A 23,957-nucleotide genomic window follows, 5' to 3' on the forward strand; every position below is an offset into this window, starting at 1 on the left:
TGCTCTTCGATCATGTCCAGGCTGTACGCATCTTTTTCGTGCGTCCAGTTCGTCAGCTCCTCTTCCCAGGCCGCCTTCTCGGCTTGCACGGTGGCATAGCGCTCGTCGCGCGTGGCGTCGCAATCGAGGCTCTTGCCGTCCAGGCGGGACAGGATGGCTTTCGCGGCCGCCTTGGCGTCGCCGCAGATGCCCACCGAAATCTTTTTGACCAGGCCCAGCATCTTGTTGTCCGCGTCGATCTGGATGATCTTCGCGTTCTTTGGCCAGTAATCCATGCCGTGCTGCGGCAAGGTGCCGAACGGGCCCAGGCGCGAGCCTAAAGCGACGACGACGTCGGCCTTGGCGATCAGTTTCATGGCAGCTTTCGAACCTTGATAACCAAGCGGACCGCACCACAGCGGATGGCTGGCGGGGAAGGAGTCGTTGTGCAGGTAGCTGTTGACGACGGGGGCGCCCAGGCGCTCGGCCAGGGCCTTGCATTCCTCGATGGCTTCGCCCATGACGACGCCGCCGCCCGAGATAATCACGGGGAACTTGGCTTTCGCCAGCAGTTCGGCCGCATCGTTGAGGCTTTGTTCGCCGCCGGCGCCACGGTCCAGGCGGTTCGGTTTCGGAATCTCGGCCTTGATTTCGCCATAAAAATAGTCGCGCGGGATGTTCAGTTGCGTCGGACCCATTTCGGACATCGCGCGGTCAAAGCAGCGGCCCGTGAATTCCGCCATGCGGGCAGGGTTGGTGACGTGGCCCTGATACTTGGTGAATTCCTCGAACATCGGCAACTGGTTCGCTTCCTGGAAGCCGCCCAGGCCCATGCTCATGGTGCCCGTTTCCGGCGTGATGATCACGACCGGGGTGTGCGCCCAGTAGGCGGCGGCGATGGCTGTCACGCAATTACTGATGCCGGGACCGTTCTGGCCGATGACGACGCCATGGCGGCCCGAGACGCGGGCGTAACCGTCGGCCATGTGGCCGGCGCCCTGCTCGTGCACGACAGGAATCAGGCGGATGCCGGCGGGCGCAAAAATGTCCATCGGGTCCATGAAGGCCGAGCCCATGATGCCGAACATGTCGGTCACGCCATTGGCGGCCAGGGTTTCCACGAACGCTTCGGAAGGCGTCATTTTTTGCGGGCCAACAGGTATCGCGGCTGCGGCGGCTTTTTGGTCGGACAAATCGGTCATGGCTCAGTCTCCTTACGGTTTTATAAAAAATCGGTATATTTTGTTCCGATATTTGAAATACGTGTTCAATTTAACGGTTGCGAAATGCGCTGTCAATGAAAATTCATGAAAAATCGGACTGTTTCATTCCTGAATCCGGAATCCGTGACTTTGAGCCACCCCTGAAACAACAATGGCGGGCTGTCCGCAACAGACAGCCCGCCATTGCTTCGTCCTGCGCCGCGTCTTAGAACTTCAAACGCATGCCGGCCGTAAAGGCGCTCGAGTTATGCCCAGGCAAGGGCACGCTGCCGCCGCTCGATGCGTCGCCGACAAAATTGGTGCCCGCGCCATCGTTGTTGATGCGCCCGTACGAGGTGTACAGATTCGTGCGCTTGGACAAGGCATAGGTGTAGCCGATGGCCAGCTGGCGCCCGCCGCGGCGCGCATTCGTGCGGTCATCCTTCTTGATGTAGGACGCCATCACGCTGCCCGCCGCGCCCACGGGGGCCGATGCGCCCAGCATGTAGCTGCGGAAATCCGTGCCCGCGTCATCCTTGTCCGTCTCATACGCGGCGTGCAGCTTGGCCGGGCCGAAGTCGTAGGTGCCGCCCAGCAAGGTGACCTTGGCCGTGTTCAGCGGCGTGTCCTTGCGGTTGTCGTGGGCCAGGGTCAGCACCAGCGGGCCGTTGGCGTAATCGATGGAAAAGTCGATGGTGCGGCCCAGGGTGTTGCTGTCCGGCTTTTCGCCGAGGCCATACATGATGGCGGCCGACAAGCCGTTCACCTTTGGCGTCTCGTACATGATCGAGTTTTTCGTGCGCAGGCTGGCCACGCTCATCAGGTTGATCGAGGCGCCCGTCATGCCCGTCTCGAAGGGGTCGATATTGTCCAGCGCGGTAAACAGCGGGTTGTGCTGCAAGCCCAGGTTCACGGCGCCGAAGCCGCCCGACAGGCCCACGTAAGCCTTGCGCCCGAACAGGGCGCCCTGACGGTTGGCGCCCGTATCCACGTCGAGGCCATTTTCCAGCACGAAATTGGCTTTCAGGTTGTTGCCCAGGTCTTCCGTGCCCTTGAAGCCGATGCGGCTGCCCGATTGCACGCCGGTAGCCAGCTTGGTGACGGAGCCTTCCGCGCCGCCGTGTTCGGACGTCAGGCCCGCGTCGAGCAAGCCGTACACGGTGACGGACGATTGGGCGCTGGCGCTGCCGGCGAAGGAGGAGGCCAGGATGGCTGCCGCTACGAGTGTGTGTTTCATGTCATCTCCAGGTATTGTGGTTTTTATAAACGCTTGAAACGATAGTCAACTACCTTGCTACAAATCGGGCTCAGGCGATCAGCCCGGCCATCGGCGACGAGGGCGAGGCGCTCATGACGCCTGCTCTCCGGGGCATGCGTCCGGCCAGATAGGCCTCGCGTCCGCCCTGCACTGCCAGTTTCATGGCGCGCGCCATGCGTACCGGTTCGCGCGCCGCCGCGATGGCGGTATTCATCAGGATGCCGTCGCAACCGAGTTCCATGGCGATGGCCGCGTCCGACGCCGTGCCGACACCGGCGTCGACCAGCACGGGGACCCTGGCTTGCTCGATGATCAGCGACAGATTCCACGGATTCAGAATGCCCATGCCCGAGCCGATCAGGGACGCCAGCGGCATGACGGCGATGCAGCCGATGTCTTCCAGCATGCGCGCCTGGATGGGGTCGTCGCTGCAATACACCATCACCTGGAAGCCGTCGCGCACCAGTTCCTGCGCCGCCTTCAATGTTTCCGGCATGTTCGGGAACAGGGTCTTTTCATCGCCGAGCACTTCCAGCTTGCACAGCTGGTGCCCGCCCAGCAGCTCGCGCGCCAGTTGCAAGGTGTAGACGGCGTCGCGCGCGTTGTAGCAGCCGCCCGTGTTGGGCAAGATCGTGTATTTCGATGGCGGTATGAAATCGAGCAAGTTCGGCTCGCCCTTTTCCTGGCCGATATTCACGCGCCGGATGGTGACGGTGACAATCTCGGCGCCGCTCTCTTCGATGGCTAGGCGCGTTTCCTCGAAATCCTTGTATTTACCCGTGCCCACCAGCAGGCGCGACTGGTAAGTGGTGCCGGCCAGGGTCAGCCCGGCCGGTGGTTGGCTGGGGGTGGCGTCGTCTCTCATCGTGGTGCTCTCCTAAGTTAAAGCTGGGGTCAGTCCCGTCGGGATTGAAATGTGCCCCATTGGGGTACATTTCCCCGGCGGGTCTGACCCCGGAATGCCTCTGCCGCAGACTGCGGTGCCAAACGTTGCCCGCAAAACGCAAAATCGACTTCCGGCCGCCGCCCCGACACAAGATCGGCGATCGCCCTGCCCGCGCCGCAGCCCATGGTCCAGCCCAGGGTGCCGTGGCCCGTGTTGAGGAACAGCTGGCGGTAGCGCGTCGTACCGATATACGGCACGTTCGATGGCGTGAGCGGGCGCAAGCCGGCCCAGTAGACGGGGTCGCTGTAATCGCAGGCATCAGGGAACAGCGCCTGCACTCTGCGCGTGATGGCGGCGCAACGCACGGGGTTCAGTTCTCGCGTGTAGCCGTTCAGTTCGCACGTGCCCGCCACACGCAGGCGCTCGTCCAGGCGCGAAAACACCAGTTTGTGCCCATCGTCCGTCAGCGAGACGGTCGGTGCGCTGGCGGGGTCGCGTATCGGATAGGTAGCGGAATACCCTTTGCCCGGATACAGCATCAGGCGGATGCCGAGCGGCTGCAGCAATGGCGCGGAAAAACTGCCCATGGCCACCACCACGGCATCCGCGTATTCCAGGCGGTGGCGGCCTTGCGCATCGATGCATTCCACGCCCGTGATGCGTTCGCCATCCGCCAGCAAGCGCGTCACCGTCGTGCCGTACTGAAAATCCACGCCGGCTGCGGCCGCGCGGGCGGCCAAGGCCGTGGTAAACAAATGCACATCGCCCGACTCGTCGCTGGCCGTAAAATCGCCGCCGACGATGTGCTGGCGGGCATGGGCCAGGGCCGGCTCGATATGGATGACTTCATCGGCGCTGACCGTGTTGCGCGGGCAGCCCAGCTCGCGCAAGAGCGCGGCGCCCGACTGCGATTTATCGAACTCCTGCTGGTCCGTATAGAAATGCAATATCCCCCGCTCGAGGTGGTCATACGCGATGCCCGTTTCGCGCCGGAGGGCTTGCAGACTCTGGCGGCTGTACTCGGCCAGCGCGACGATCTGGCGCATATTGCGCGACACCCGCGATGGCAGGCATTCGCGCAGATAATGCAGCGCCCACTGCCATTGCAGCGTATCGAGGCGGGGACGGAACAGCAGCGGCGCATCGTCCTTGCCCAACCAGGTCAAGACTTTGCGCAGGGTGGCGGGATTCGCCCACGGTTCCGCATGCGAGACGGAAATCTGCCCGCCATTGCCGAAGCTCGTTTCCTGCGCGGCGCCCGCCTGGCGCTCGAGCACGCGCACATCGTGGCCCGCCTGGCGCAAGTACCAGGCCGATGCCGTGCCGACCACGCCGGCGCCGAGGACAAGGATCTTCATGGCGGGCCCGGCTCGCTTAACGGGTCAGCAGGACGGCGATGGCGACAAAGGCGGCGATCCACACGGTTTCCATCACCAGCATGATCACGGGACGCCAGCCCAGCGAGGCCAACGACTGGAACGACGTTTTGACGCCCAGCGCGGCGATGGCGATGACGAGGCAGGCGCGCGAGGCATTGTTGATCCAGCCATTCACTTCCTGCGGAATCAGGCCCAGGCTGTTGGTAATGACGAGCCAGACAAAGCCGATCAGGAAGAAGGGCACGAGCGGCGGCGCATCGACTTCGCTTTTGCCTTCCTTGCGCTTGAACATGATCGACAGGCCCAGCACGACAGGCACGAGGCAAGCCACGCGCGTCAGTTTGACGAAGGTGGCGACGTCGCCCGTATGGTTGCTGACCAGGTAGCCGGCGCCCACCACTTGCGCCACGTCATGGATGGTGCCGCCGATGAACACGCCCGCCTCGGTCGGGTCAAAGCCCAGCAGCTTGACCAGCAGCGGGTAGACGATCATGGCCAGGGTCGACAGGGTCGTCACGCCCACCACCGTCAGCAAAGTGAATTTTTCGTTTTCCTTGGTTTGCGGCAGCACGGCGGAAATGGCCAGCGCGGCCGACGCGCCGCAGATGGCGACCGAGCCGCCGGACAATATCCCTTCCGTGATGGGGCGTTTCAGCCACTTGGCCAGCAGATAGCCAAAGCCCAAAGTGGCCACCAGGCCGCCGACGACGATCAGCAACGGCGTCACACCGACCGAGGCGATCTGGTTGAAGGTGATGCGCGCGCCCAGCAGGGCCACGCCCGTGCGCAGCAGCACCTTGCTGCAAAACTCGATGCCGGGCTTGCAGGTGGGGTCCGACGCGAGGAAGTGAAAAGCCAGGCCGAAGAACAGCGCGTACAGCAGTTGCGGGCCCCCGTAATTGCTGGAAATAAAGGTGGCCGACAGGGCGATCACCAGTGCGATGGCCACGCCGGGCCAGCTGCGCAGCACGGCGCGGGGACGCCAGATGGCAACGGCGGAAGACAGGTAGGGGATATTCTTGTCGACAACGCGTGTTATCGCTGAGGAGTTGATTTTCATGCGGGTCCACTCATAATGTTTTAAAAATTGGGACATTTCATCTCGTTTTTTAATAATACACGATGAGCTCACGAAGTCCATGCTTTTCCATGAAAATCGAAACCAGATGTTCCGGAAACTGACGTTTTAATGATGTCAGCACCGTAAACGACAAGCGGCGCGGCCCTTTGCAGGGACGCGCCGCTCGCTACTGACGAGTTAAATTTTACTTTTTGTTCAAGCGGGTAATCAGGCTGGACGTGTCGTAACGGTTACCGCCCGCCTGCTGCACTTCGCCATAGAACTGGTCCGTCAAGGTCGTCACGGGCAAGTCGCTGCCGTTGCGCTTGGCTTCAGCGAGGCAGATGCCAAGGTCCTTGCGCATCAGGTCGACGGCGAAACCGAAGTCGAACTTGCGTTCGATCATGGTCTTGCCCCGGTTTTCCAGCTGCCACGACTGCGCCGCGCCCTTGGAAATCACGTCGACCACCAGCGCCGCGTCGAGGCCAGCGTTTTCCGCAAAGGCGATGCCTTCGCTCAAGGCTTGCACGAGACCGGCGATGCAGATCTGGTTGACCATTTTTGTCAGCTGGCCCGAACCGGAGGCGCCCATATAGGTGACGGCGCGCGAGAACAGCGCGATGACGGGCTCGGCACGTGCATACGCTTCCGCGTCGCCGCCCACCATCACGGTCAGCTTGCCGTTTTCCGCGCCAGCCTGGCCGCCGGACACGGGCGCGTCGAGGAAGAACACGCCCTTTTCTTTTGCCGCCGCGTGGATGGTGCGCGCCGCCTCGGCCGAGGCCGTCGTATGGTCGATCAGGATGCTGCCCGGCGCCATGGCGGACAGCAGGCCGCCCTCTTCCAGGATCACTTGATACAGGTCGTTATCGTTGCCGATGCAGGTGAAGACGAACTCGGCGCCCGCAGCGGCGGCGGCCGGTGTGGCGGCGCTGCTGCCCTTGTATTGCTCCAGCCAAGCGGCCGCACGGGCCGGATTGCGGTTGTACACGGTGACGTCGTGCCCGCCCGCCGCCAGGTGACCTGCCATAGGGAAACCCATGACGCCCAAACCGATGAATGCCACTTTTGCCATATTGTCCGTCCTGTCGATGTGTGAATCCGATTATTGTTGCACAAATGGCCCGCGCCAGCAGCATCGTGCCGCCAGGCGCCAACTCAGACCGCCAGGCATTAGCAATTGGCAAACATCAGCGATTTACATATGCAAGATCAAAATTATCATAAATAATTTATGTTGTATTTTTTTCTATTTAATATTACATTGAACTGGCATTATAAATAAGGAAACTTTTTGCCACATCCTTTTCCCAACCCTCGTTAAGGAGTCGATCTTGCAAACCTCACTCACCCGCATGAAAATCATCAGCGCCGCCGCCCTGCTGTTCGCCGCCAGCGCCGCACACGCCGACATCACGGTCTTTACCAGCCAGTCCGCCTATCTGGCAGCGGCCGGCAATACCGGCGTCGATACCTTTGATGATTTGCCCATCGATGCACTCGATGGTCCGCTGTTCCGCAGCGCCGGCAGCTATGCCTACACGGCAAGCAGCGTTGGCGTCTCGCCCATCCTGTACGGCGCAGGCACGGGCAGCGACAACTGGCTGAGCACCAATAACCGTGACGACAGCGTGGTGTTCTCCAACTTTTCCAGTGCCGTACGCGGTGTGGGGGGATTCTTCTTCGGATCGAACTTTTCCGGCGAATATGCCAGTGCCCAGAGCATCACGCTGACCGCGCGCAATGCGCTGGGCGAGCTGCTCACCTACGAACTGGTATTGCCGACACAGGCATCGTTTGTCGGCTTCCTGTCGACGGGCGCCTTCTCGGACCTGGCCGTCAGCACGGCCGGACAGATCGGCATCTGGCCGACCATCAATAATCTGTCCGTGTCGGCCGTACCGGAGCCAGCCACCTACGGCATGCTGCTGGGCGGCCTGGGCTTGCTGGGCTTCATGGCGCGCCGCCGCCGGGCCAGCCAGCAGTAAGCAAAGTGGCACCTGATACGGCTGCCGGCAGCCGTATCAGGCCTGCCATCACGACAATATCTCGCGCAAGGCCGCCATCAAGGCCGCGCACTCGCCCACGTTGCCGATGCTGATGCGCAAATACTGATTGATACGCGGTGCATTGAAATGGCGCACGATCACGGAACGGGCGCGCAAGCCCGCCGCCAGTTGCGCCGCGTCATGCTGCGGGTGGCGCGCAAAGACAAAGTTGGCCACCGACGGCAGCACCTCGAAACCCAGCGCCGCCAGATCCGCCGTCAGCTGTTCGCGGCTGGCGATCACGGCCTGGCGCGTTTGCTGGAAATACGCTTCGTCGTGCAGCGACGCAACGGCACCGGCCAGCGCCAGCCGATCCAGCGGATACGAGTTGAAACTGTTCTTCACCCTTTCCAGTGCCTCGATCAGATCAGGATGCCCGAAGGCACAGCCGACGCGCAAGCCGGCCAGCGAGCGCGATTTCGAGAACGTCTGCACCACCAGCAAATTCGGATACCGTTCGACCAGGGCCACGGCGCTCTCGCCGCCGAAATCCACATACGCTTCATCGACCACCACCACGGCGTCGGGATGGTCGCGCAGCAAGGTTTCCACATCGGCCAGCGGCAAGTCCACACCCGTCGGCGCGTTGGGATTCGGGAAGATGATGGCGCCGCACGGCCCTTGGTAGTCTTCCGGGCGGATGCGCATGGCATCGTCGAGTGCTACCGTGCGGTAATCGATACCGTACAGCTTGCAATACACGGGGTAGAAGCTGTAGCTGATGTCCGGAAACAGCAGCGGCGCATCGTGCTTGAGCAAGGCCATGAAGGCCAGCGCCAGCACTTCATCGGAACCGTTGCCGACGAACACTTGCGCGCTGTTCAAGCCGTGATAGCCGGCCAGGGTTTGCTTCAGTTCGCTGGCCGTGGGATCGGGGTAGAGGCGCAGGCTGTCTTCAGTTGCTTCGCGCAGCGCGACCAGGACGTGCGGCGATGGACCGTAGGGGTTTTCGTTGGTGTTGAGTTTGACCAGGTCGGGCAGTTTCGGTTGCTCGCCAGGGATATAGGGGGTCAGCTCGCTGACGATGTTGCTCCAGAATCGGCTCATTGCTTTTATTGGTGGGGTCGGGATGGGAGGGGGTAGATTACCATAGGCTGAGCGGGGTCAAGGTGGGTGGCGACGGCGAGGGGTAGCGTGGACGGCATCGGCATCGGCCGAAGCTGAAGAGGACGCAGCATGAATAGCATGCACAAACTGAGCGATCCGTGGCTGCGGCCTGACGCGCTGGAGCGACAGACACGCCAGCGCAAGATCAATGCATGGCTGCAGGTTGCCGCCAGCCTCAGCGAACAAATCGCTGCCGAATTGCAGACTGCAACAGACCAGCTACAGGGCGAAGGAATGGCCGACCTGCAACGCGCGATGGCACTGGCGCAACGCTTGGCGAGGAATAGCAAGGCCATGCACGATACCCTCGGGACACTGTTTGACAGGGGTGAAAAATGCGAGGAGCATCGAGTGAAAAGCATGGAGGATTGCACCATGGACGAGCAGGTCAACACACTGGGAAAAGACATGGCTGGTGTGAAGCTGGACGTTGCTGATTTGAAGGTGGATGTGGCTGGCATCAAGGTGGATGTGGCCGGTCTGAAAACGGATGTGGCTGGCCTCAAGGTGGATGTGGCAGACCTGAAAACGGATGTCGCCGGCCTGAAAACGGATGTCACTGTCCTCACGACGGATGTCAGCAGCTTGAAACTGGACTTGGCGGTGGTGCGCTCCAATTATGCGACCAGATCTGATGTGGCTGAGGCGAAGTCGACTGTCATCCTGTCGTGCGTGGGGACGATGATTGCGCTGGCAGGTGTAGCGTTTGCGGTGGCGCGGCTGGTGCACTAGCTTGCGTTGGTGGGGGTGCTGGCATTCAAAGCTGAATGGAGGAAAAAACGCCTTGCGCTGCGCGCTTTGGGCGGTTTTTCTACCTGCATTGATACGTCGCAGGCTTTTTTGCATCACTAATAAAAAAAGCTCCCTTGCGGGAGCTTCTCTTATGTATTCTGGCGGAGAGGGTGGGATTCGAACCCACGGTACGATTTAACGTACGCTTGATTTCGAGTCAAGTACATTCGACCACTCTGCCACCTCTCCGTTTACTGCGGTCTATTCATTCAAACTGGCGTGCCGGTTTGAACGAGGCGCTATTTTAGCATGGGTGTTGTTGGGTTGGGTAGGGGTTTATTGGTGATTTGCAACTGAGGGCTGGCATTTAGAACCAAAACCAATTTGACGATTCGGAGAGCCCCGCGTAAATATGCGCGGGGCTTCGAATCCCACGCGTACGCCCCGCAGGGGGCGTACTCCTTTCCGCCGCCACAAATAAAAAAAGCTCCCTTGCGGGAGCTTTCTCTATTTGTTCTGGCGGAGAGGGTGGGATTCGAACCCACGGTACGATTTAACGTACGCTTGATTTCGAGTCAAGTACATTCGACCACTCTGCCACCTCTCCATTTGCTGCGGTCTTTCCCGCATTGCTGCGAGAAGGCAAGATTATAGCAGCCCGCAGCGAAAAGAAAAGGACTATTTTAGGCCTTCAGATGCGTCAGGCCGCCCATGTACGGGCGCAGCACGGCCGGGATCTCGACGCTGCCGTCTGCCTGCTGGTAATTTTCCAGCACGGCGACCAAAGTGCGGCCCACTGCCAGGCCGGAGCCGTTCAGGGTGTGCGCCAGTTCCGGCTTGCCGGCGGCGTTGCGGAAACGCGCTTGCATGCGACGGGACTGGAAGGCTTCGCAGTTCGACAGGGACGAGATTTCGCGGTAGGTGTTTTGCGCCGGCAGCCACACTTCCAGGTCGAAGGTCTTGGTGGCGCCGAAACCCATGTCGCCCGTGCACAGCGACATCACTCGGTATGGCAGGCCCAGGCGTTGCAGAATCGTTTCCGCGTGGCCGACCATTTCATCGAGCACCTGGTACGAGGTGTCCGGATGCACCACTTGCACCATTTCGACTTTATCGAACTGATGCTGGCGGATCATGCCGCGCGTGTCGCGGCCATAGCTGCCCGCTTCCGAACGGAAGCATGGCGTGTGGGCCGTCATTTTCAGCGGCAATTGATCGAGCGCGAGGATTTCATCGCGCGCGATATTCGTCAGCGATACTTCCGACGTCGGGATCAGGTAGAAGGTCTCGCCCTCGCCTTCCGCGCCGCCTTTTTTCACCGAGAACAGATCGGCTTCGAATTTCGGCAGCTGGCCCGTGCCGCGCAAGGAATCGGCGTTGACCATGTACGGCGTATAGCATTCCGTGTAGCCGTGCTCGTCCACGTGGGTGTTGAGCATGAATTGCGCCAGCGCGCGGTGCAGACGGGCAATGCCGCCTTTCATGACGGAGAAGCGCGAACCGGTCAGCTTGGTGGCCACTTCGAAGTCGAGGCCCAGCGGGCCGCCCACGTCGACGTGATCCTTGACCTCGAAATCGAAGCTGCGTGGCGTGCCGACCTTGCGCACTTCCACGTTGCCCGACTCGTCCGTGCCCACAGGCGACGATTCGTGCGGCAAATTCGGCACGGCCATGATGAAGTCGCTCAGCTTGGCTTGCACCACGGTCAAGGCCGCTTCATCGGCTTTCAGCTCATCGCCCAGGCCGGCCACTTGCGCCATCACGGCCGAGGTGTCTTCCCCCTTGCCTTTCAGCATGCCGATTTGCTTGGACAGCGCATTGCGCTTGCCCTGCAGCTCTTCGGTGCGCGTCTGGATCGCCTTGCGTTCGGCTTCGAGGGCGGTAAAACCTGCCACGTCGAGCTGGAATTTGCGCGTCGCCAGGCGTTCTGCGACGGTGGCGATGTCTTTACGGAGAAGTTGGATATCTATCATGGGTGGATGGCGGTGCCGATGTATCGAAAGCACTCATTGTACCAAGACCCGTTCAGTTCTTTATGAGTTTTGCACATGGCCGGCCATCGTCATGGCGGCATGGCTGGGCACTCGCGCCCGCTTCACATCCAGCGCTTAGATAAAGGCGGCTTTTTCGGCGGCGCTCAAGCGGCGGGCGCTGACGGTGACGACAGGCATCGTGCTGTCGGCAGCCTGGGCGATCACGGTGCTGCTGGCGCTCACTTCCAGAGTGTTCGCGCCGGCGGTGGCGAAGCTGGCGCCGATGGCGATGATGGCGGCGGCGACAAAGGTGATTTCCATGTTTTTCAGTGCGTTCATGATGTGACTCCTGGTTAGTTTGTTTCGTTGACTGCTGCTGGTATGGTGGTACTTTAGCCAACGGCCGCGAACAAGGCCACCGGCTTGCGACCAGCGGCGAAAAACAGGGAGCGAACGGTGAAAAACGGGGATTGAAGCGCGCAGAATAGTTACAGGGCTTCCTTGACGAGGCGACCAAGGCGGCTGATAGCCTGCTCGATGCGCGGCGTCCACGGATTGCCGCAGTTGAGGCGCAGATAATTGCCGAACTTGCCCGAGGCCGAGAACAGCTGGCCAGGCATGTACGCCACGCCTTCCGCGATGGCTGGGCCATGCAAGGCCAGCGCGTCGATTTGCGGCGACATCTGCACCCACAGCACGAAACCGCCCTGCGGCTCGGACAGCATGCAGTCCGCCGGAAAGCTGGCCGCCACGGCGTCGGACATCCGGGCGATGCGCTGCACCAGGGTGCGCCGCATCTTGCGCAATTGCTGGTCGTAGCTGCTGCCTTCCAAAAAGTCGGCCAGCACAGCCTGGAAGAAATGGCTCGTGGCGCCGCTCGACACGGTTTTCAGCAAGGCCACTTCCTGCGCGAAACGGCCGGCCAGCACGTAGCCGACGCGCGACGCGGGCGTGATGGCCTTGGAAAACGAGGAGCACAGCAGCACATTGCCGCTCGTGTCGTAAGCTTTCACGGGCCACGGCCGCTGCGGCGCAAAGCACAGGTCGCCGTATACATCATCTTCCACCAGCGGAATATTGAATTCCGACAGCAGCCCCGCCAGCCGCTTCTTGTTTTCTTCCGGCATCACGCAACCGAGCGGGTTATTTGCGTTCGGCACGAACAGACACGCTTGCACGAGGCCGGCGCGCAGGGCCAGCTCGAGCGCATCGAGCGACGGCCCCGTCTTCGGGTCGGTGGGAATTTCCAGCGCCTTCATGCCCAGGCTTTCGATCATCTGCAGCAGCACGAAATACGTGGCCGACTCGATGGCAATCGTGTCGCCGGGCTTGGCGACGGCGCGCAGGCACAGGCTGATCGCTTCCGTGCAGGAATTCGTCACGACGATCTCGTGCGGGTCCAGCTTGCCCCAGTCCAGCGCCCGGCGCGTCACCTGGCGCAGGAAATTGCTTTCGCTGACGTCGTAGCAGCTGACCTTGCTCAATAAAGCAGGCTCGCGCCGCGCCACGGCGCTGATGGTGCGCTGCATGCGTTTGATGGGCAGGATCTCGTCGGGCGGCCAAGCCGTGCCCAGCTGCACGATATCGGGCGCCTCGTTTTCCTTCAGCACGCGCATCAACAGGTTGTTGATGCCGACAAAGGCCGGTTCCTTCAAGTGCTGGGCGTCCGCGCTGCACGGCCGGCGCGGCGCGCGGTGGCGCACGAAATAGCCGGACTGGGGCCGCGCATCGACCTGCCCCCGGTCCTCCATCAGGCGCAAGGCTTGCATCACCGTGCTGACGGAGATGCGCTTTTGCTGCGCCAGGTGGCGGATCGACGGCAGGCGGTCGCCGGGCGCGAACACGCGCGAGTCGATCAGGGCGCCCAGTTCGTTGGCCAGGTGCTCGTACAGATTCAAATGCGCGCTCATGTTCATCCCTTCAGTATGCGGCTGGCGTGCGTGGCCGGCACAGATACAGTTGCCGAGTTTTTTGACAAGCACAGTGTACGACAAGGGACACTGTATGCATCACAATTTCGTTTTCCTGCATCTGTCATGGTTCACGGCAAGGGCCTAAGCTGTTCCTGTCAGCACAACAGGAGCGATGCCATGCATACCGACCACGAATTACGCAGCGAACGGCCTTTGCGCCTGGAAAAAGCGCACGCCAGGGTCATCGAATGCCTGTCCGGCACGGCGTGGATCACGGCCTACGCCCAGTTCGACGATTGCGTGCTGCGCAGCGGCGAACGCTATACGATACCGAACGACGGCCTGGTGCTCGTCGAAGCCGTGGATAGCGGGCACATCCGTGTGCATGGGACGGCCGCACCGCGCCCCGCCCTGCTGCGCTGGCTGAACCTGGCACTGCCTCACACACCGATCACAAGGAATACATGAACCAAGCAACACCACATCAAACTCCACTGCGCGTCCTCGTCACGGGCGCCGCCGGCATCATCGGCACCGCTTTCTGGAAGAGCCAGCACGGGGAATTCTCCCTGCGCCTGGCCGACCTGCACACAGGCAAGCTGGCCGAAGCGCCCTGCCCATCCATTCAGCTTGACGTGGCCGACTATGCCGCCTGCCTGGCCGCCTGTGCCGATATCGATGTGGTGCTGCACCTGGCCGGCGTGCCGCACGCGAGCGCCGATTTCGATGCGCAATTGCTGCAGCCGAACATTGTCGGCACGCACAATATCTTCCGCGCGGCACAGGAACAGGGAGTGAAAAGAGTCGTGCTTGCCAGCAGCGCGCAAGCCATCGAAGGCTATCCGCTCGACGTGCAAGTGCAAGAGCACATGCCGGCCCGGCCCGCCAACATGTATGGCGCCAGCAAGGCGTTTGGCGAAGGCGTGGCCTCGGCCTTTGCGCACCAGCATGGCATGACGACGATCGCCGTGCGCATCGCCAATGTGGCGCAGTTTGAACAAGGCCAGCAACACAGCGCGCGCGACATCGCCGCCTTCATCAGCGAACGCGACGTGGTGCAACTGCTGGCCGGCTGCGTGACGGCGGACGTGCCGGCCGGCTACCACGTCGTGCATGGGGTGTCGGACAACCGCTATAAACGCTTGTCGATCGCAGCGACGCGCCAGCTGGTGGGCTATGCGCCGCAGGATGACGGTTTTACCCTCCTGGGACTGTAGCCTCAGCCCTTCCCTGCTTTTCTGTCCAGCTCGCGCAGCCAGGCCAATTTATCGGCTATCTTGCTTTCCAGGCCGCGCGGCACGGGCTGGTACCAGCCCGGTTCGGCCATGCCGTCCGGAAAATAGGTTTCACCGGCCGCATACGCATCGGGCTCGTCGTGCGCGTAGCGGTAGGCGTGGCCGTAACCGAGTTCCTTCATCAGCTTCGTCGGCGCATTACGCAAGTGCACGGGCACTTCCTTCGACTTGTCTTTCTTGACAAACGCCATGGCCGTATTGAACGCGTTGTAGCCGGCATTGCTTTTCGCTGCAATCGCCAGGTAGATGACCGCCTGGCCCAAGGCCAGTTCGCCTTCGGGCGAACCGAGGCGCTCATACGTTTCGGCCGCATCATTGACCATTGTCAAGGCACGGGGGTCGGCCAGGCCGATGTCTTCCCAGGCCATGCGTACGATGCGCCGCGACAAATAGCGCGGGTCGGCGCCGCCGTCGATCATGCGGCAAAACCAGTACAGGGCAGCATCGGGGTTGGAGCCACGCACGGACTTATGCAGCGCGGAAATCTGGTCATAGAAATTGTCGCCACCCTTGTCGAAGCGGCGCGAATTGAGGGTCAGCGCATTGTCGACGAAGGCCGCGTCGATCTTGGTCGTGCCCGTCGAGCTGGCGGCCGTCTCGGCCTGTTCCAGCAAATTCAGGAAACGCCGCGCATCGCCATCCGCATAGCCGATCAGGGTGTCGGCGGCCGCCTCGTCAAACGTCAGGTGCGTCAGCGCCGTGCTTTGCGCCTTGGCCAGCAGCTGCTTCATCTCGTCTTCGTTGAGCGATTTCAACACATACACTTGCGCGCGCGACAGCAACGCCGAGTTCACTTCGAAGCTGGGGTTTTCGGTGGTGGCGCCAATAAACGTCACCAGGCCCGATTCGACAAACGGCAGCAAGGCATCCTGTTGCGATTTATTGAACCTGTGGATCTCGTCGACGAACAACAAGGTGTGCTTGCCGAACTGGTCCAGGCTGTGGCGTGCCTGATCCATGGCCGCGCGGATATCTTTTACCCCAGCAAACACGGCCGACAGGGCGATGAATTCGCTGTCGAAGGCGTTCGCCATCAGCCGTGCCAGGGTCGTCTTGCCCACGCCGGGCGGCCCCCATAAGATCATCGAATGGGCCTTGCCCGCCTCGAACGCGAGGCGCAGCGGCTTGCCCACGCCCAGCAGATGCGTCTGGCCGATGACTTCATTCAGGGTAGCCGGCCGCAAGGCTTCGGCCAAGGGCTGGCGCGGTGCGGTGGAAAAGAGATCCGCCATATTGAGTTACCTAATAAGAATGCAAAAGCCCCGCATTGCTGCGAGGCTGGCTCATACGCAAGGCGCGACAGTCTTAATTGTTGATGACGTCGGCGCCCTTGGGCATGACAAATTTAAAGTGATTGGCAGATAAGGCCGGATTTTTCTGGAAGTTCTTGAACGCCAGCACCGACGTCTGCCCGAACGAATCGCGCAACTCCATCGCTTCCGGCACGCCATTGCGCAGGCCGATGGTGATTTCGTCGAACGTTGTGTCCTTGGCTTTCGGTGTCGCTTTCAGCCATTCCAGGCCATCGCGCGTACCCGCTTCTGCCAGGGTAAAGTTCTTTTCCAGGTCGTTGCTGCCGAACAAAATCGCCGCTGGCGAGGAACCGAGCGCGTCGCCCAGTTTCTTGACCGTCACCTGGCTCAAGTCCTTGTCGTAGATGTACAGCTTGTCGCCATCGGCTTGCAGCAGCTGCTCGTACGGCTTCAGATAGGTCCAGATGAACTTGCCTGGGCGGGCAAACTCGAACGTGCCGCTGGCCGGCGTCGACACTTTCGCCTTGCCGCCGGCGTCAGCCTTCTTGACCTGGCGCTGCACGAACTCGCCCTTGGCCGACTTGGTGCCGGCCGCAAAGCTCTTGAATTGCTCAAGCGCGCTGGCCGAGGCGCTGGCCGCAAACAGCAGGCTGCAGGCAACGCTGGCCGCGCCGATCATCATTTTTGCTGCGAAAGTCGTGTTCTTCATTCTGTTTACCCTTGTTCACTACTGGCCGCCGGCACCAGGATTTCCCTGTTGCCATTGGATTGCATGGTTGATACCACCCCGCTCTGCTCCATCTGCTCGAGCAGACGGGCGGCGCGGTTGTAGCCGATGCGCAAATGACGCTGCACCAGCGAAATCGAGGCGCGGCGGTTTTTCAGCACCACCGCCACCGCCTGGTCGTACAGGGCATCGGCCTCGCCGCCGCCCTCGCCAGGCACGCCGCCTTCAGCGCCGTCGCCTTCCAGGGTGCCGCCTTCGAGGATGCCCTCGATGTAATTCGGTTCGCCCTGCAGCTTGAGATGGCTGACAACGCGATGGACTTCTTCATCGGACACGAACGCGCCGTGCACGCGCATCGGCAAACCAGTGCCGGGCGGCATGTACAGCATGTCGCCCATGCCCAGCAGGGTTTCCGCGCCCATCTGGTCGAGAATGGTGCGCGAGTCGATCTTCGACGATACCTGGAAGGCGATACGCGTGGGGATGTTCGCCTTGATCAAGCCCGTGATCACGTCTACAGATGGGCGCTGTGTGGCCAGAATCAAGTGCAAGCCGGCGGCGCGCGCCTTTTGCGCGATACGCGCGATCAATTCCTCGACTTTTTTACCCACCACCATCATCAAGTCGGCCAGCTCGTCGATGATGATGACGATGGTCGGCAGTTTTTCCAGCGGCTCCGGCGAGTCCGGCGTCAGGCTGAACGGATTCGGGATGTGTTCTTCGCGCTTTTTCGCGTCGGCAATCTTCGCGTTGTAGCCAGCCAGATTACGCACGCCCATCTTGCTCATCAGCTTGTAGCGGCGCTCCATCTCGTTCACGGCCCAGTTCAGCGCGTGGCCAGCCTGGCGCATGTCGGTGACGACGGGCGCCAGCAAGTGCGGAATGCCTTCGTAGACGGACATTTCCAGCATCTTCGGATCGATCAGAATCAGGCGCACGTCGAGCGGGTCGGATTTGTACAGCAGCGAGAGAATCGTCGCATTGATGCCCACGGATTTACCGGAACCGGTCGTACCGGCCACCAGCAAGTGGGGCATTTTCGCCAGATCGGCCACGACGGGTTTACCCGCGATATCCTTGCCCAGCGCAATCGTCAGGCTGGACACGCCATCGTTGTAGACCTTGGAGCCGAGGATTTCCGTCAGGCGCACGATCTGGCGCTTGGTGTTCGGCAGTTCCAGCGCCATGTAATTCTTGCCTGGAATGGTTTCCACTACGCGGATGGAAGTCAGCGACAGCGAACGGGCCAGGTCGCGCGCCAGACCCACGATCTGGCTGCCTTTGACACCCGTGGCCGGCTCGATTTCATAGCGCGTGACGACAGGGCCGGGGTAAGCGGCCACTACCTTGGCATCCACGCCAAAGTCGGACAATTTCTTTTCGATCAGGCGGCTCGTGAATTCCAGCGTTTCCACGGAAACCGTTTCCACCACGGGCGGCGCTTCATCGAGCAAGGACAGCGGCGGCAGCTTGCCATCGCCCAGGTTCTCGAACAGATGGGCCTGGCGCTCCTTTTCCACGCGCTCCGATTTCACCACCGTCACCACCTGCGGCTCGATCTTCACGGGCGGCGCGGCCACGTGTTTCTCTACATGCTTGGCACGCTCGATCACCACCACTTCGTCGCGGCGCACGGCGGCCACTTCGCCCTGGCGGCGGTCTTCGCGGTCCTGGTAGCGCAGTACGAACCAGTTGACGGCGTCTTCGATGGCGCCACCGATGCGTTCGGCCACTTGCAGCCAGGATACGTGGAAGAACAAACTGAAACCGAGGCCGAACAGCAGCAACAGCAGCAAGGTCGCGCCCGTAAAGCCAAAGGCCACGTGGGCCGAGTGCCCGACCAATTGGCCCAGCACGCCGCCCGGATCGCGCGGCAGCTGCACGTGCAAGCTTTTTGCCATGCGCAAGTATTCGAGTCCCATGCTGCCGATCAGCATGATGGAGAAGCCGACGATGCGAATCAGCATCTCGACATGGTGCTCGCGCTCCACCTCTTCCTCTTCCAGCAGGAAGCGCTTACTCAGGCGGCGATAGCCATGCCATACCGTGCGCAGCAGCCACACGCACCACCACCAGGCGGAAAAGCCGAAGATATACAGCAGCAAATCGGAAAAGGTCGCACCGAGCTTGCCGCCCAGGTTGGCCACCTTGTCGACATTGGTGGCGTGCGACCAGCCGGGGTCGAGCTTGTTGAAGCTGGCCAGGATCAGCACGAAATACAAGGCAAACGCGGCCAGCGCGAACCAGCGCGCCTCGGACAGCAGCCGCACCAGCCGGTTGGGCAGCGGGCGGCGTTCGACCGGTTTTCGGGTGTAGCTATTTTGATTGGCCTGGGCTGGTTTAGTCATTCTGGGAAGCGCTGCAAGGTGAAAAATGTTTCTGAAAGGGAATTTCCCATAATAAGGAAGTATTCTAAGCCATATATGCCCCGGACGGCCCCACGATTCGTCGCTACAGGCGGCTTGGTCTATAATCGTGGATTGCTTGCGCAAGCGCAATACGCCCTTGTTCTTCGCGCGTATGCCCCCAATTCGGATAGACCCCACTCATAGAGAAGCCTCCCATGACCACTACCAAACACGCCCGCGTTTTGATCCTCGGCTCCGGCCCAGCCGGCTACAGCGCCGCCGTCTACGCCGCCCGCGCCAACCTGAACCCGATGCTGGTCACCGGCGTGGAACAAGGCGGCCAGTTGATGACCACCACCGACGTGGAAAACTGGCCTGGCGACCCGATGGGCGTGCAAGGCCCGGACCTGATGCAGCGCTTGCTGCAGCACGCCGAGCGTTTCAATACGGAAATCGTGTTTGACCACATCCACACCACTTTCCTGAATGAAAAACCGATCCGCCTGAAGGGCGACAGCCACGAATACACGTGCGACACGCTGATCATCGCCACGGGCGCATCCGCGCAATACCTGGGCCTGCCATCGGAAGCGGAATTCATGGGCAAGGGCGTGTCCGCCTGCGCCACCTGCGATGGTTTCTTCTACCGCAACCAGGAAGTGGCCGTCGTCGGCGGTGGCAACACGGCCGTCGAAGAAGCGCTGTACCTGTCGAACATCGCCAATAAAGTCACGCTGATCCACCGCCGCGACAAGTTCCGCGCGGAAGCGATCTTGATCGACCGCCTGAACGCCAAGGTTGCCGAAGGCAAGATTGTGTTGAAATATAACCACACTCTGGACGAAGTGACGGGCAACGAAGGCGGCGTGACGGGTCTGAACATCAAGTCGACCATCGACGGCAAGGTCGAAGCCTTGAGCGTGCATGGCGTGTTCATCGCCATCGGCCACAAGCCGAACACGGGCATCTTCGAAGGCCAGCTGGACATGCACAACGGCTACATCAAGACCAAGACGGGCTTGGAAGGCATGGCCACCGCCACCAGCGCACCGGGCGTGTTTGCCGCCGGCGACGTGCAAGACCACATCTACCGCCAGGCCATCACCAGCGCCGGCACGGGTTGCATGGCAGCACTGGACGCCCAGCGCTACCTGGAAGGCCAGGAGTAAGCGTCGCATGGCGTCGATGAAAGACTTTGCCGACCTGAAAGCGGTCAGCAAGCAGCTCAAGGAGCAGGCCGACGCGCGCGCCCAGGCTGAAGCGGAGCGCGTCAAGCAAGTCAAGGTGCAGGCCGTGGAGAGCAATCTGTTCAAGGCCAGCATCGGCGGCGTCAAGCGCCTGCCCGAGTCGGACCGCTACGTGCCCAGCCTGCCCAAGGCGGGCGCCATGGCGGCCCAGCAGCCGGCGCGCAAGTTGTCTCCGGAAGAGGACGATGCGGCCGTGCTGCGCGAGTCGCTGTCGGATTTGTTCGAAGTCGACCATTACCTGGAAAACGATCCGGCCCTGAACTACGCCCGCCCCGGCGTGGGAGCGGACGTGGTGAAAAAGATGCGCAAGGGCCACTGGCCCATCCAGGATGAGCTGGACTTGCACGGCTTGCGCCGCGACGAGGCGCGCGACGGCATCGGCGCCTTTTTGAACCAGGCCACGCGGCGCAAGCTGCGCTGCGTGCGCGTGATCCACGGCAAGGGTTTCGGCTCGAAAGGCCAGGAACCGGTCTTGAAATCGATGGTGCACAGCTGGCTCGTGCAAAAGGATGAAGTCATCGCCTTTTGCCAGGCGCGCCGCTCTGAAGGGGGCGATGGCGCGCTGGTCGTATTGCTTTCTTCCGCCCTGCAGCCCATCCGCTAAGCACCGCAGCAAGAAATTACAATTCAGTAACAAGTTAGCTCATGCGCACGGCCCCGTTTGTCACCATTCGGGGCCGTGTCATGTTAACCTGTGACAATTATTTCCTGCTTAGCGTCTCGTGCACGCGCTCCACCCATGATGCCACCCCAATTGCCGCCTGGCTCGCTGATCAAGATCATTGAGGTCATCGCCATCCTGGTGGGCGCGTTTTCCGGCTTCATCGAAGCGCGCCGCAAGCGCATGGACCTGGTCGGCGTATTCGTGGTGGCCTTCATCACGGCATTTGGCGGGGGCACTTTGCGCGACATCCTGCTCGACAAGCGGCCATTGTTCTGGGTCTCGCACCAGGAATACGCGATTCTCATCTTCGTGCTGGCCCTGACGGCCGCGCCCTTGATCCAGCACTTGCGCCAGATCGTCTCGGAACGCCTGATCGTCATCGCCGACGCCATCGGCCTGGGCATGTTCGCCATCGCGGGCGTGGCCGAAGCGACGCGCGCCGGCATGCCGCTCTTCATCGCGTCGATGATGGGGGTGATTACGGGGATTTTTGGCGGCGTGATGCGCGACATCGTCTGCAACGAAGTGCCGATGGTATTTCGCGACGGAAAACCGTACGCGATCTGCGCGTTCTTCGGCTGCTGGGCTTATCTGCTGCAGATGCACTTCGGCGCCGAGCACGACTTCGCGCTGTGGACCAGCGCCAGCGGCATCACGATTCTGCGCCTGATTTGCTGGAAATTCGATATGCGGCTGGGGCGCTGATACGTCAACCGGCAACGTTGTTGGCGGCGCATGTCGGCTTACGCGCTGGTGCGCTAAGCCGACCTACGGCACGACACCCATTGCTACGCGTAGGTCGGATCAGGTCCGGAGGACCGTAATCCGACACCATTGTTGGCCAGACTTACACCGCGTCCGGGCCGGTTTCACCCGTACGGATGCGTATCACCTGCTCCACGTCGCGCACGAAAATCTTGCCATCGCCGATCTTGCCTGTGCGGGCTGCCTTGATGATGGCGTCGACCACCAGTTCCGACACGCTGTCGTCCACCACCACTTCGACTTTGACCTTCGGCAGGAAGTCGACCACGTACTCGGCACCACGGTACAGCTCGGTATGGCCCTTCTGGCGGCCAAAGCCCTTCACTTCCGTCACGGTCAAGCCCGTCACGTTCACGTCGGCCAGCGCTTCGCGCACTTCGTCGAGCTTGAATGGTTTGATGATGGCGGTAATCTGTTTCATGGCTACTCCTTAAAATTGTTAGATTGTGGACAGATGGCTGCTTATTCGTAAAACTTCGACGTGATCGGGTAGCGCCAGTCGCGGCCAAAGCCACGGTGCGTGACGCGGATGCCTACCGGCGACTGGCGCCGCTTGTATTCATTGATCTTGATCAGGCGCGTGATTTTCGCCACGTCGGCCGGCGGGTAGCCAGCCTCGATAATCTCGGCGATCGGCCGGTTTTCTTCCATGTACAGCTGCATGATGCCGTCGAGTACGTCGTATGGCGGCAAGGAATCCTGGTCCAGCTGGTCGGCGCGCAATTCAGCCGACGGTCCGCGCGTCAGGATGCGCTCGGGTATCACGTCCGACACGCTGTTGCGGTACGCGCACAGCCGGTAGACGAGGGTCTTGGCGATATCCTTGATCACGGCAAAGCCGCCCGCCATGTCGCCGTACAAAGTGCAATAACCGACCGCCATCTCGCTCTTGTTGCCCGTCGTTAGCACGATGCTGCCATGCTTGTTCGACAGGGCCATCAGCAAGGTGCCGCGGATACGCGCCTGGATGTTTTCTTCCGTCGCGTCTTCCGCCAGTCCGGCGAACTCGTCAGCCAAGGTGGCGCGGAAGGCGTCGAAGGTGTGCTTGATCGGAATTTCATCGTAGCGCACATTGAGGCGTTTTACCATGTCGCGCGAATCGATCCACGAGATATCGGCCGTAAATTGCGATGGCATCATGACGGCGCGCACCTTGTCGGCGCCAAGCGCATCGACGGCAATCGCCAGGGTCAGGGCGGAATCGACGCCGCCCGACATGCCGATCAGCACGCCAGGGAAACCGTTCTTGCCGATATAGTCGCGCACGCCCAGCACCAGCGCCTGGTACACCTGCGCCTCGGTCGTCAACGGCGCGGCCAGCGGCTGCGGCACGGGCGTGGCGCCGTCGAATTCGACCAGCTGCAAGTCTTCCTCGAAGTGACGCAGCTGGGCGCACATCGTGCCGGCCGCATCCATCACGAAGGAGTCGCCGTCGAAAATCAGTTCATCCTGGCCGCCGACCAGGTTGGCGTAGACCAGGGCCATGCCTTGCGCGCTGACGTTCCTGCGCATGGTGTCATAGCGCAGATGCTGCTTGTTCATGTGGTAGGGCGAGCCGTTCGGCACCAGCAGCACTTGCGCGCCGGCCGCGCGGGCGCGCATCGGCGCGTGCTCGAACCACGTGTCTTCGCAAATATTGATGCCGAAACGCACGCCCTTCACGCCAAACACGAAAGCCTGGTCCGACGACGTGAAGTAACGCTTTTCATCGAATACGGTCGTGTTCGGCAAATCATGCTTGCGGTAGGTGCCCAGCACTTCGCCGTTCAGCAGCACGGAGGCGGCATTGTGGCGCACGCCCTTCTCGTCTTGCAGGGGCAAGCCCACCACCACGTGCAGATCCTTGAACTGGGCCAGGTCGGCAGCCAGTCCCGCAAACGCTTCCTGCGTTTTTGCGTAGAATGCATTGCGCAGCAATAAGTCCTCGGGTGGATAGCCGACCAGCGACAGTTCCGGCGTGAGCACGATATCGGCGCCCGCTTCAAAGGCGCGGCGGGAAAGGTCGAAGATCTTGGCACGGTTGCCGGCTAGATCGCCGACCGTACTATTCATTTGAGCAATTGCGACTTTGACTGTCATGATGATGATGATGGATATTTTCGTTCTATTAAACAAGACAGG

At 61.3% G+C, this 23,957-nt stretch carries 22 protein-coding genes and 2 tRNA genes; 7 read left to right on the top strand and 17 right to left on the bottom strand.

What is annotated here, in order from left to right; genetic code table 11:
* From xsc to JAB6_RS18595, 6 genes are all read right to left on the bottom strand, one after another.
* On the bottom strand, positions 1-1,181 hold a 1,181-nt coding region (gene xsc, locus JAB6_RS18570; RefSeq protein ID WP_070304030.1), incomplete at its 3' end, for a sulfoacetaldehyde acetyltransferase.
* A gap of 226 nt (positions 1,182-1,407) precedes the next feature.
* Entirely contained in the window at positions 1,408-2,418 is a 1,011-nt protein-coding gene (locus JAB6_RS18575; RefSeq protein ID WP_070304031.1) for a porin, read from the bottom strand.
* 70 nt (positions 2,419-2,488) lie between these two features.
* Positions 2,489-3,304 (bottom strand): thiazole synthase, encoded by an 816-nt coding sequence (locus JAB6_RS18580; RefSeq protein WP_034758622.1) that lies wholly within the window; start codon positions 3,302-3,304, stop codon positions 2,489-2,491.
* A 29-nt stretch (positions 3,305-3,333) separates the two neighbouring features.
* A complete protein-coding gene (locus tag JAB6_RS18585) occupies positions 3,334-4,683 on the bottom strand; it encodes a D-amino acid dehydrogenase (protein ID WP_083292800.1) in 1,350 nt (449 codons plus the stop codon).
* A gap of 16 nt (positions 4,684-4,699) precedes the next feature.
* The gene (locus tag JAB6_RS18590; RefSeq protein ID WP_083292802.1) at positions 4,700-5,764 is read right to left on the bottom strand and encodes a YeiH family protein; all 1,065 of its coding nucleotides are present in this window, start codon (positions 5,762-5,764) and stop codon (positions 4,700-4,702) included.
* A gap of 205 nt (positions 5,765-5,969) precedes the next feature.
* The gene (locus JAB6_RS18595; protein WP_070304032.1) at positions 5,970-6,839 is read right to left on the bottom strand and encodes an NAD(P)-dependent oxidoreductase; all 870 of its coding nucleotides are present in this window, start codon (positions 6,837-6,839) and stop codon (positions 5,970-5,972) included.
* 259 nt (positions 6,840-7,098) lie between these two features.
* On the opposite strand from JAB6_RS18595, the gene JAB6_RS18600 reads away from it, so the two are divergent.
* On the top strand, positions 7,099-7,752 hold the full coding sequence (locus tag JAB6_RS18600) for an FxDxF family PEP-CTERM protein (protein WP_254671686.1): 654 nt from the start codon (positions 7,099-7,101) through the stop codon (positions 7,750-7,752).
* Positions 7,753-7,800: 48 nt separating this feature from the next.
* On the opposite strand, the gene hisC is transcribed toward JAB6_RS18600, so the two are convergent.
* Positions 7,801-8,859 carry a histidinol-phosphate transaminase gene (gene hisC / locus JAB6_RS18605; RefSeq protein WP_070304034.1) on the bottom strand — a complete coding sequence of 353 codons (1,059 nt, stop codon included), beginning with the start codon at positions 8,857-8,859 and terminating at the stop codon, positions 7,801-7,803.
* Between the two features lie 129 nt (positions 8,860-8,988).
* On the opposite strand from hisC, the gene JAB6_RS18610 reads away from it, so the two are divergent.
* On the top strand, positions 8,989-9,651 hold the full coding sequence (locus tag JAB6_RS18610) for a hypothetical protein (protein WP_139143437.1): 663 nt from the start codon (positions 8,989-8,991) through the stop codon (positions 9,649-9,651).
* Positions 9,652-9,810: 159 nt separating this feature from the next.
* Here JAB6_RS18610 and JAB6_RS18615 read toward each other — a convergent pair.
* The 5 genes from JAB6_RS18615 to JAB6_RS18635 all read right to left on the bottom strand — a co-directional run bounded on the left by JAB6_RS18615 (position 9,811) and on the right by JAB6_RS18635 (position 13,534).
* A tRNA-Ser gene (locus JAB6_RS18615) sits at positions 9,811-9,900 on the bottom strand.
* Between the two features lie 268 nt (positions 9,901-10,168).
* Positions 10,169-10,258 (bottom strand) — tRNA-Ser (locus tag JAB6_RS18620).
* A 76-nt stretch (positions 10,259-10,334) separates the two neighbouring features.
* A complete protein-coding gene (gene serS, locus JAB6_RS18625; RefSeq protein WP_070304036.1) occupies positions 10,335-11,624 on the bottom strand; it encodes a serine--tRNA ligase in 1,290 nt (429 codons plus the stop codon).
* A gap of 135 nt (positions 11,625-11,759) precedes the next feature.
* A complete protein-coding gene (locus JAB6_RS18630; RefSeq protein ID WP_070304037.1) occupies positions 11,760-11,963 on the bottom strand; it encodes a hypothetical protein in 204 nt (67 codons plus the stop codon).
* 149 nt (positions 11,964-12,112) lie between these two features.
* The gene (locus JAB6_RS18635) at positions 12,113-13,534 is read right to left on the bottom strand and encodes a PLP-dependent aminotransferase family protein (RefSeq protein ID WP_070304148.1); all 1,422 of its coding nucleotides are present in this window, start codon (positions 13,532-13,534) and stop codon (positions 12,113-12,115) included.
* A 180-nt stretch (positions 13,535-13,714) separates the two neighbouring features.
* Between JAB6_RS18635 and JAB6_RS29390 the strand changes: the two genes are divergently transcribed.
* The gene (locus JAB6_RS29390; RefSeq protein WP_070304038.1) at positions 13,715-14,005 is read left to right on the top strand and encodes a DUF2917 domain-containing protein; all 291 of its coding nucleotides are present in this window, start codon (positions 13,715-13,717) and stop codon (positions 14,003-14,005) included.
* The gene (locus JAB6_RS18645; protein WP_070304039.1) at positions 14,002-14,754 is read left to right on the top strand and encodes an NAD(P)-dependent oxidoreductase; all 753 of its coding nucleotides are present in this window, start codon (positions 14,002-14,004) and stop codon (positions 14,752-14,754) included. The genes JAB6_RS29390 and JAB6_RS18645 overlap by 4 nt, the downstream gene beginning before the upstream one ends.
* A 2-nt stretch (positions 14,755-14,756) precedes the next feature.
* Here JAB6_RS18645 and JAB6_RS18650 read toward each other — a convergent pair whose 3' ends face one another.
* The 3 genes from JAB6_RS18650 to JAB6_RS18660 all read right to left on the bottom strand — a co-directional run bounded on the left by JAB6_RS18650 (position 14,757) and on the right by JAB6_RS18660 (position 19,160).
* Positions 14,757-16,064 (bottom strand): replication-associated recombination protein A, encoded by a 1,308-nt coding sequence (locus tag JAB6_RS18650; protein ID WP_070304040.1) that lies wholly within the window; start codon positions 16,062-16,064, stop codon positions 14,757-14,759.
* Positions 16,065-16,137: 73 nt separating this feature from the next.
* Positions 16,138-16,794, bottom strand: coding sequence for an outer membrane lipoprotein chaperone LolA (gene lolA / locus JAB6_RS18655; RefSeq protein ID WP_070304041.1), 657 nt, complete (start codon positions 16,792-16,794; stop codon positions 16,138-16,140).
* A gap of 5 nt (positions 16,795-16,799) precedes the next feature.
* Positions 16,800-19,160, bottom strand: coding sequence for a DNA translocase FtsK (locus JAB6_RS18660; protein WP_070304042.1), 2,361 nt, complete (start codon positions 19,158-19,160; stop codon positions 16,800-16,802).
* 215 nt (positions 19,161-19,375) lie between these two features.
* On the opposite strand from JAB6_RS18660, the gene trxB reads away from it, so the two are divergent.
* From trxB to JAB6_RS18675, 3 genes are all read left to right on the top strand, one after another.
* Positions 19,376-20,329 carry a thioredoxin-disulfide reductase gene (gene trxB, locus JAB6_RS18665; RefSeq protein ID WP_034758671.1) on the top strand — a complete coding sequence of 318 codons (954 nt, stop codon included), beginning with the start codon at positions 19,376-19,378 and terminating at the stop codon, positions 20,327-20,329.
* A 7-nt stretch (positions 20,330-20,336) separates the two neighbouring features.
* Positions 20,337-21,011 carry a Smr/MutS family protein gene (locus JAB6_RS18670; protein ID WP_070304043.1) on the top strand — a complete coding sequence of 225 codons (675 nt, stop codon included), beginning with the start codon at positions 20,337-20,339 and terminating at the stop codon, positions 21,009-21,011.
* Positions 21,012-21,146: 135 nt separating this feature from the next.
* The gene (locus JAB6_RS18675) at positions 21,147-21,776 is read left to right on the top strand and encodes a trimeric intracellular cation channel family protein (protein WP_034758680.1); all 630 of its coding nucleotides are present in this window, start codon (positions 21,147-21,149) and stop codon (positions 21,774-21,776) included.
* A 142-nt stretch (positions 21,777-21,918) separates the two neighbouring features.
* On the opposite strand, the gene JAB6_RS18680 is transcribed toward JAB6_RS18675, so the two are convergent.
* Positions 21,919-22,257, bottom strand: coding sequence for a P-II family nitrogen regulator (locus JAB6_RS18680; RefSeq protein WP_034758685.1), 339 nt, complete (start codon positions 22,255-22,257; stop codon positions 21,919-21,921).
* A 41-nt stretch (positions 22,258-22,298) separates the two neighbouring features.
* Entirely contained in the window at positions 22,299-23,915 is a 1,617-nt protein-coding gene (locus JAB6_RS18685) for an NAD+ synthase (protein WP_070304044.1), read from the bottom strand.
* Between the last annotated feature and the right edge of the window lie 42 nt (positions 23,916-23,957).

The sequence above is a fragment of the Janthinobacterium sp. HH104 genome, assembly GCF_001758715.1.
Classification (GTDB): domain Bacteria; phylum Pseudomonadota; class Gammaproteobacteria; order Burkholderiales; family Burkholderiaceae_D; genus Janthinobacterium; species Janthinobacterium aestuarii.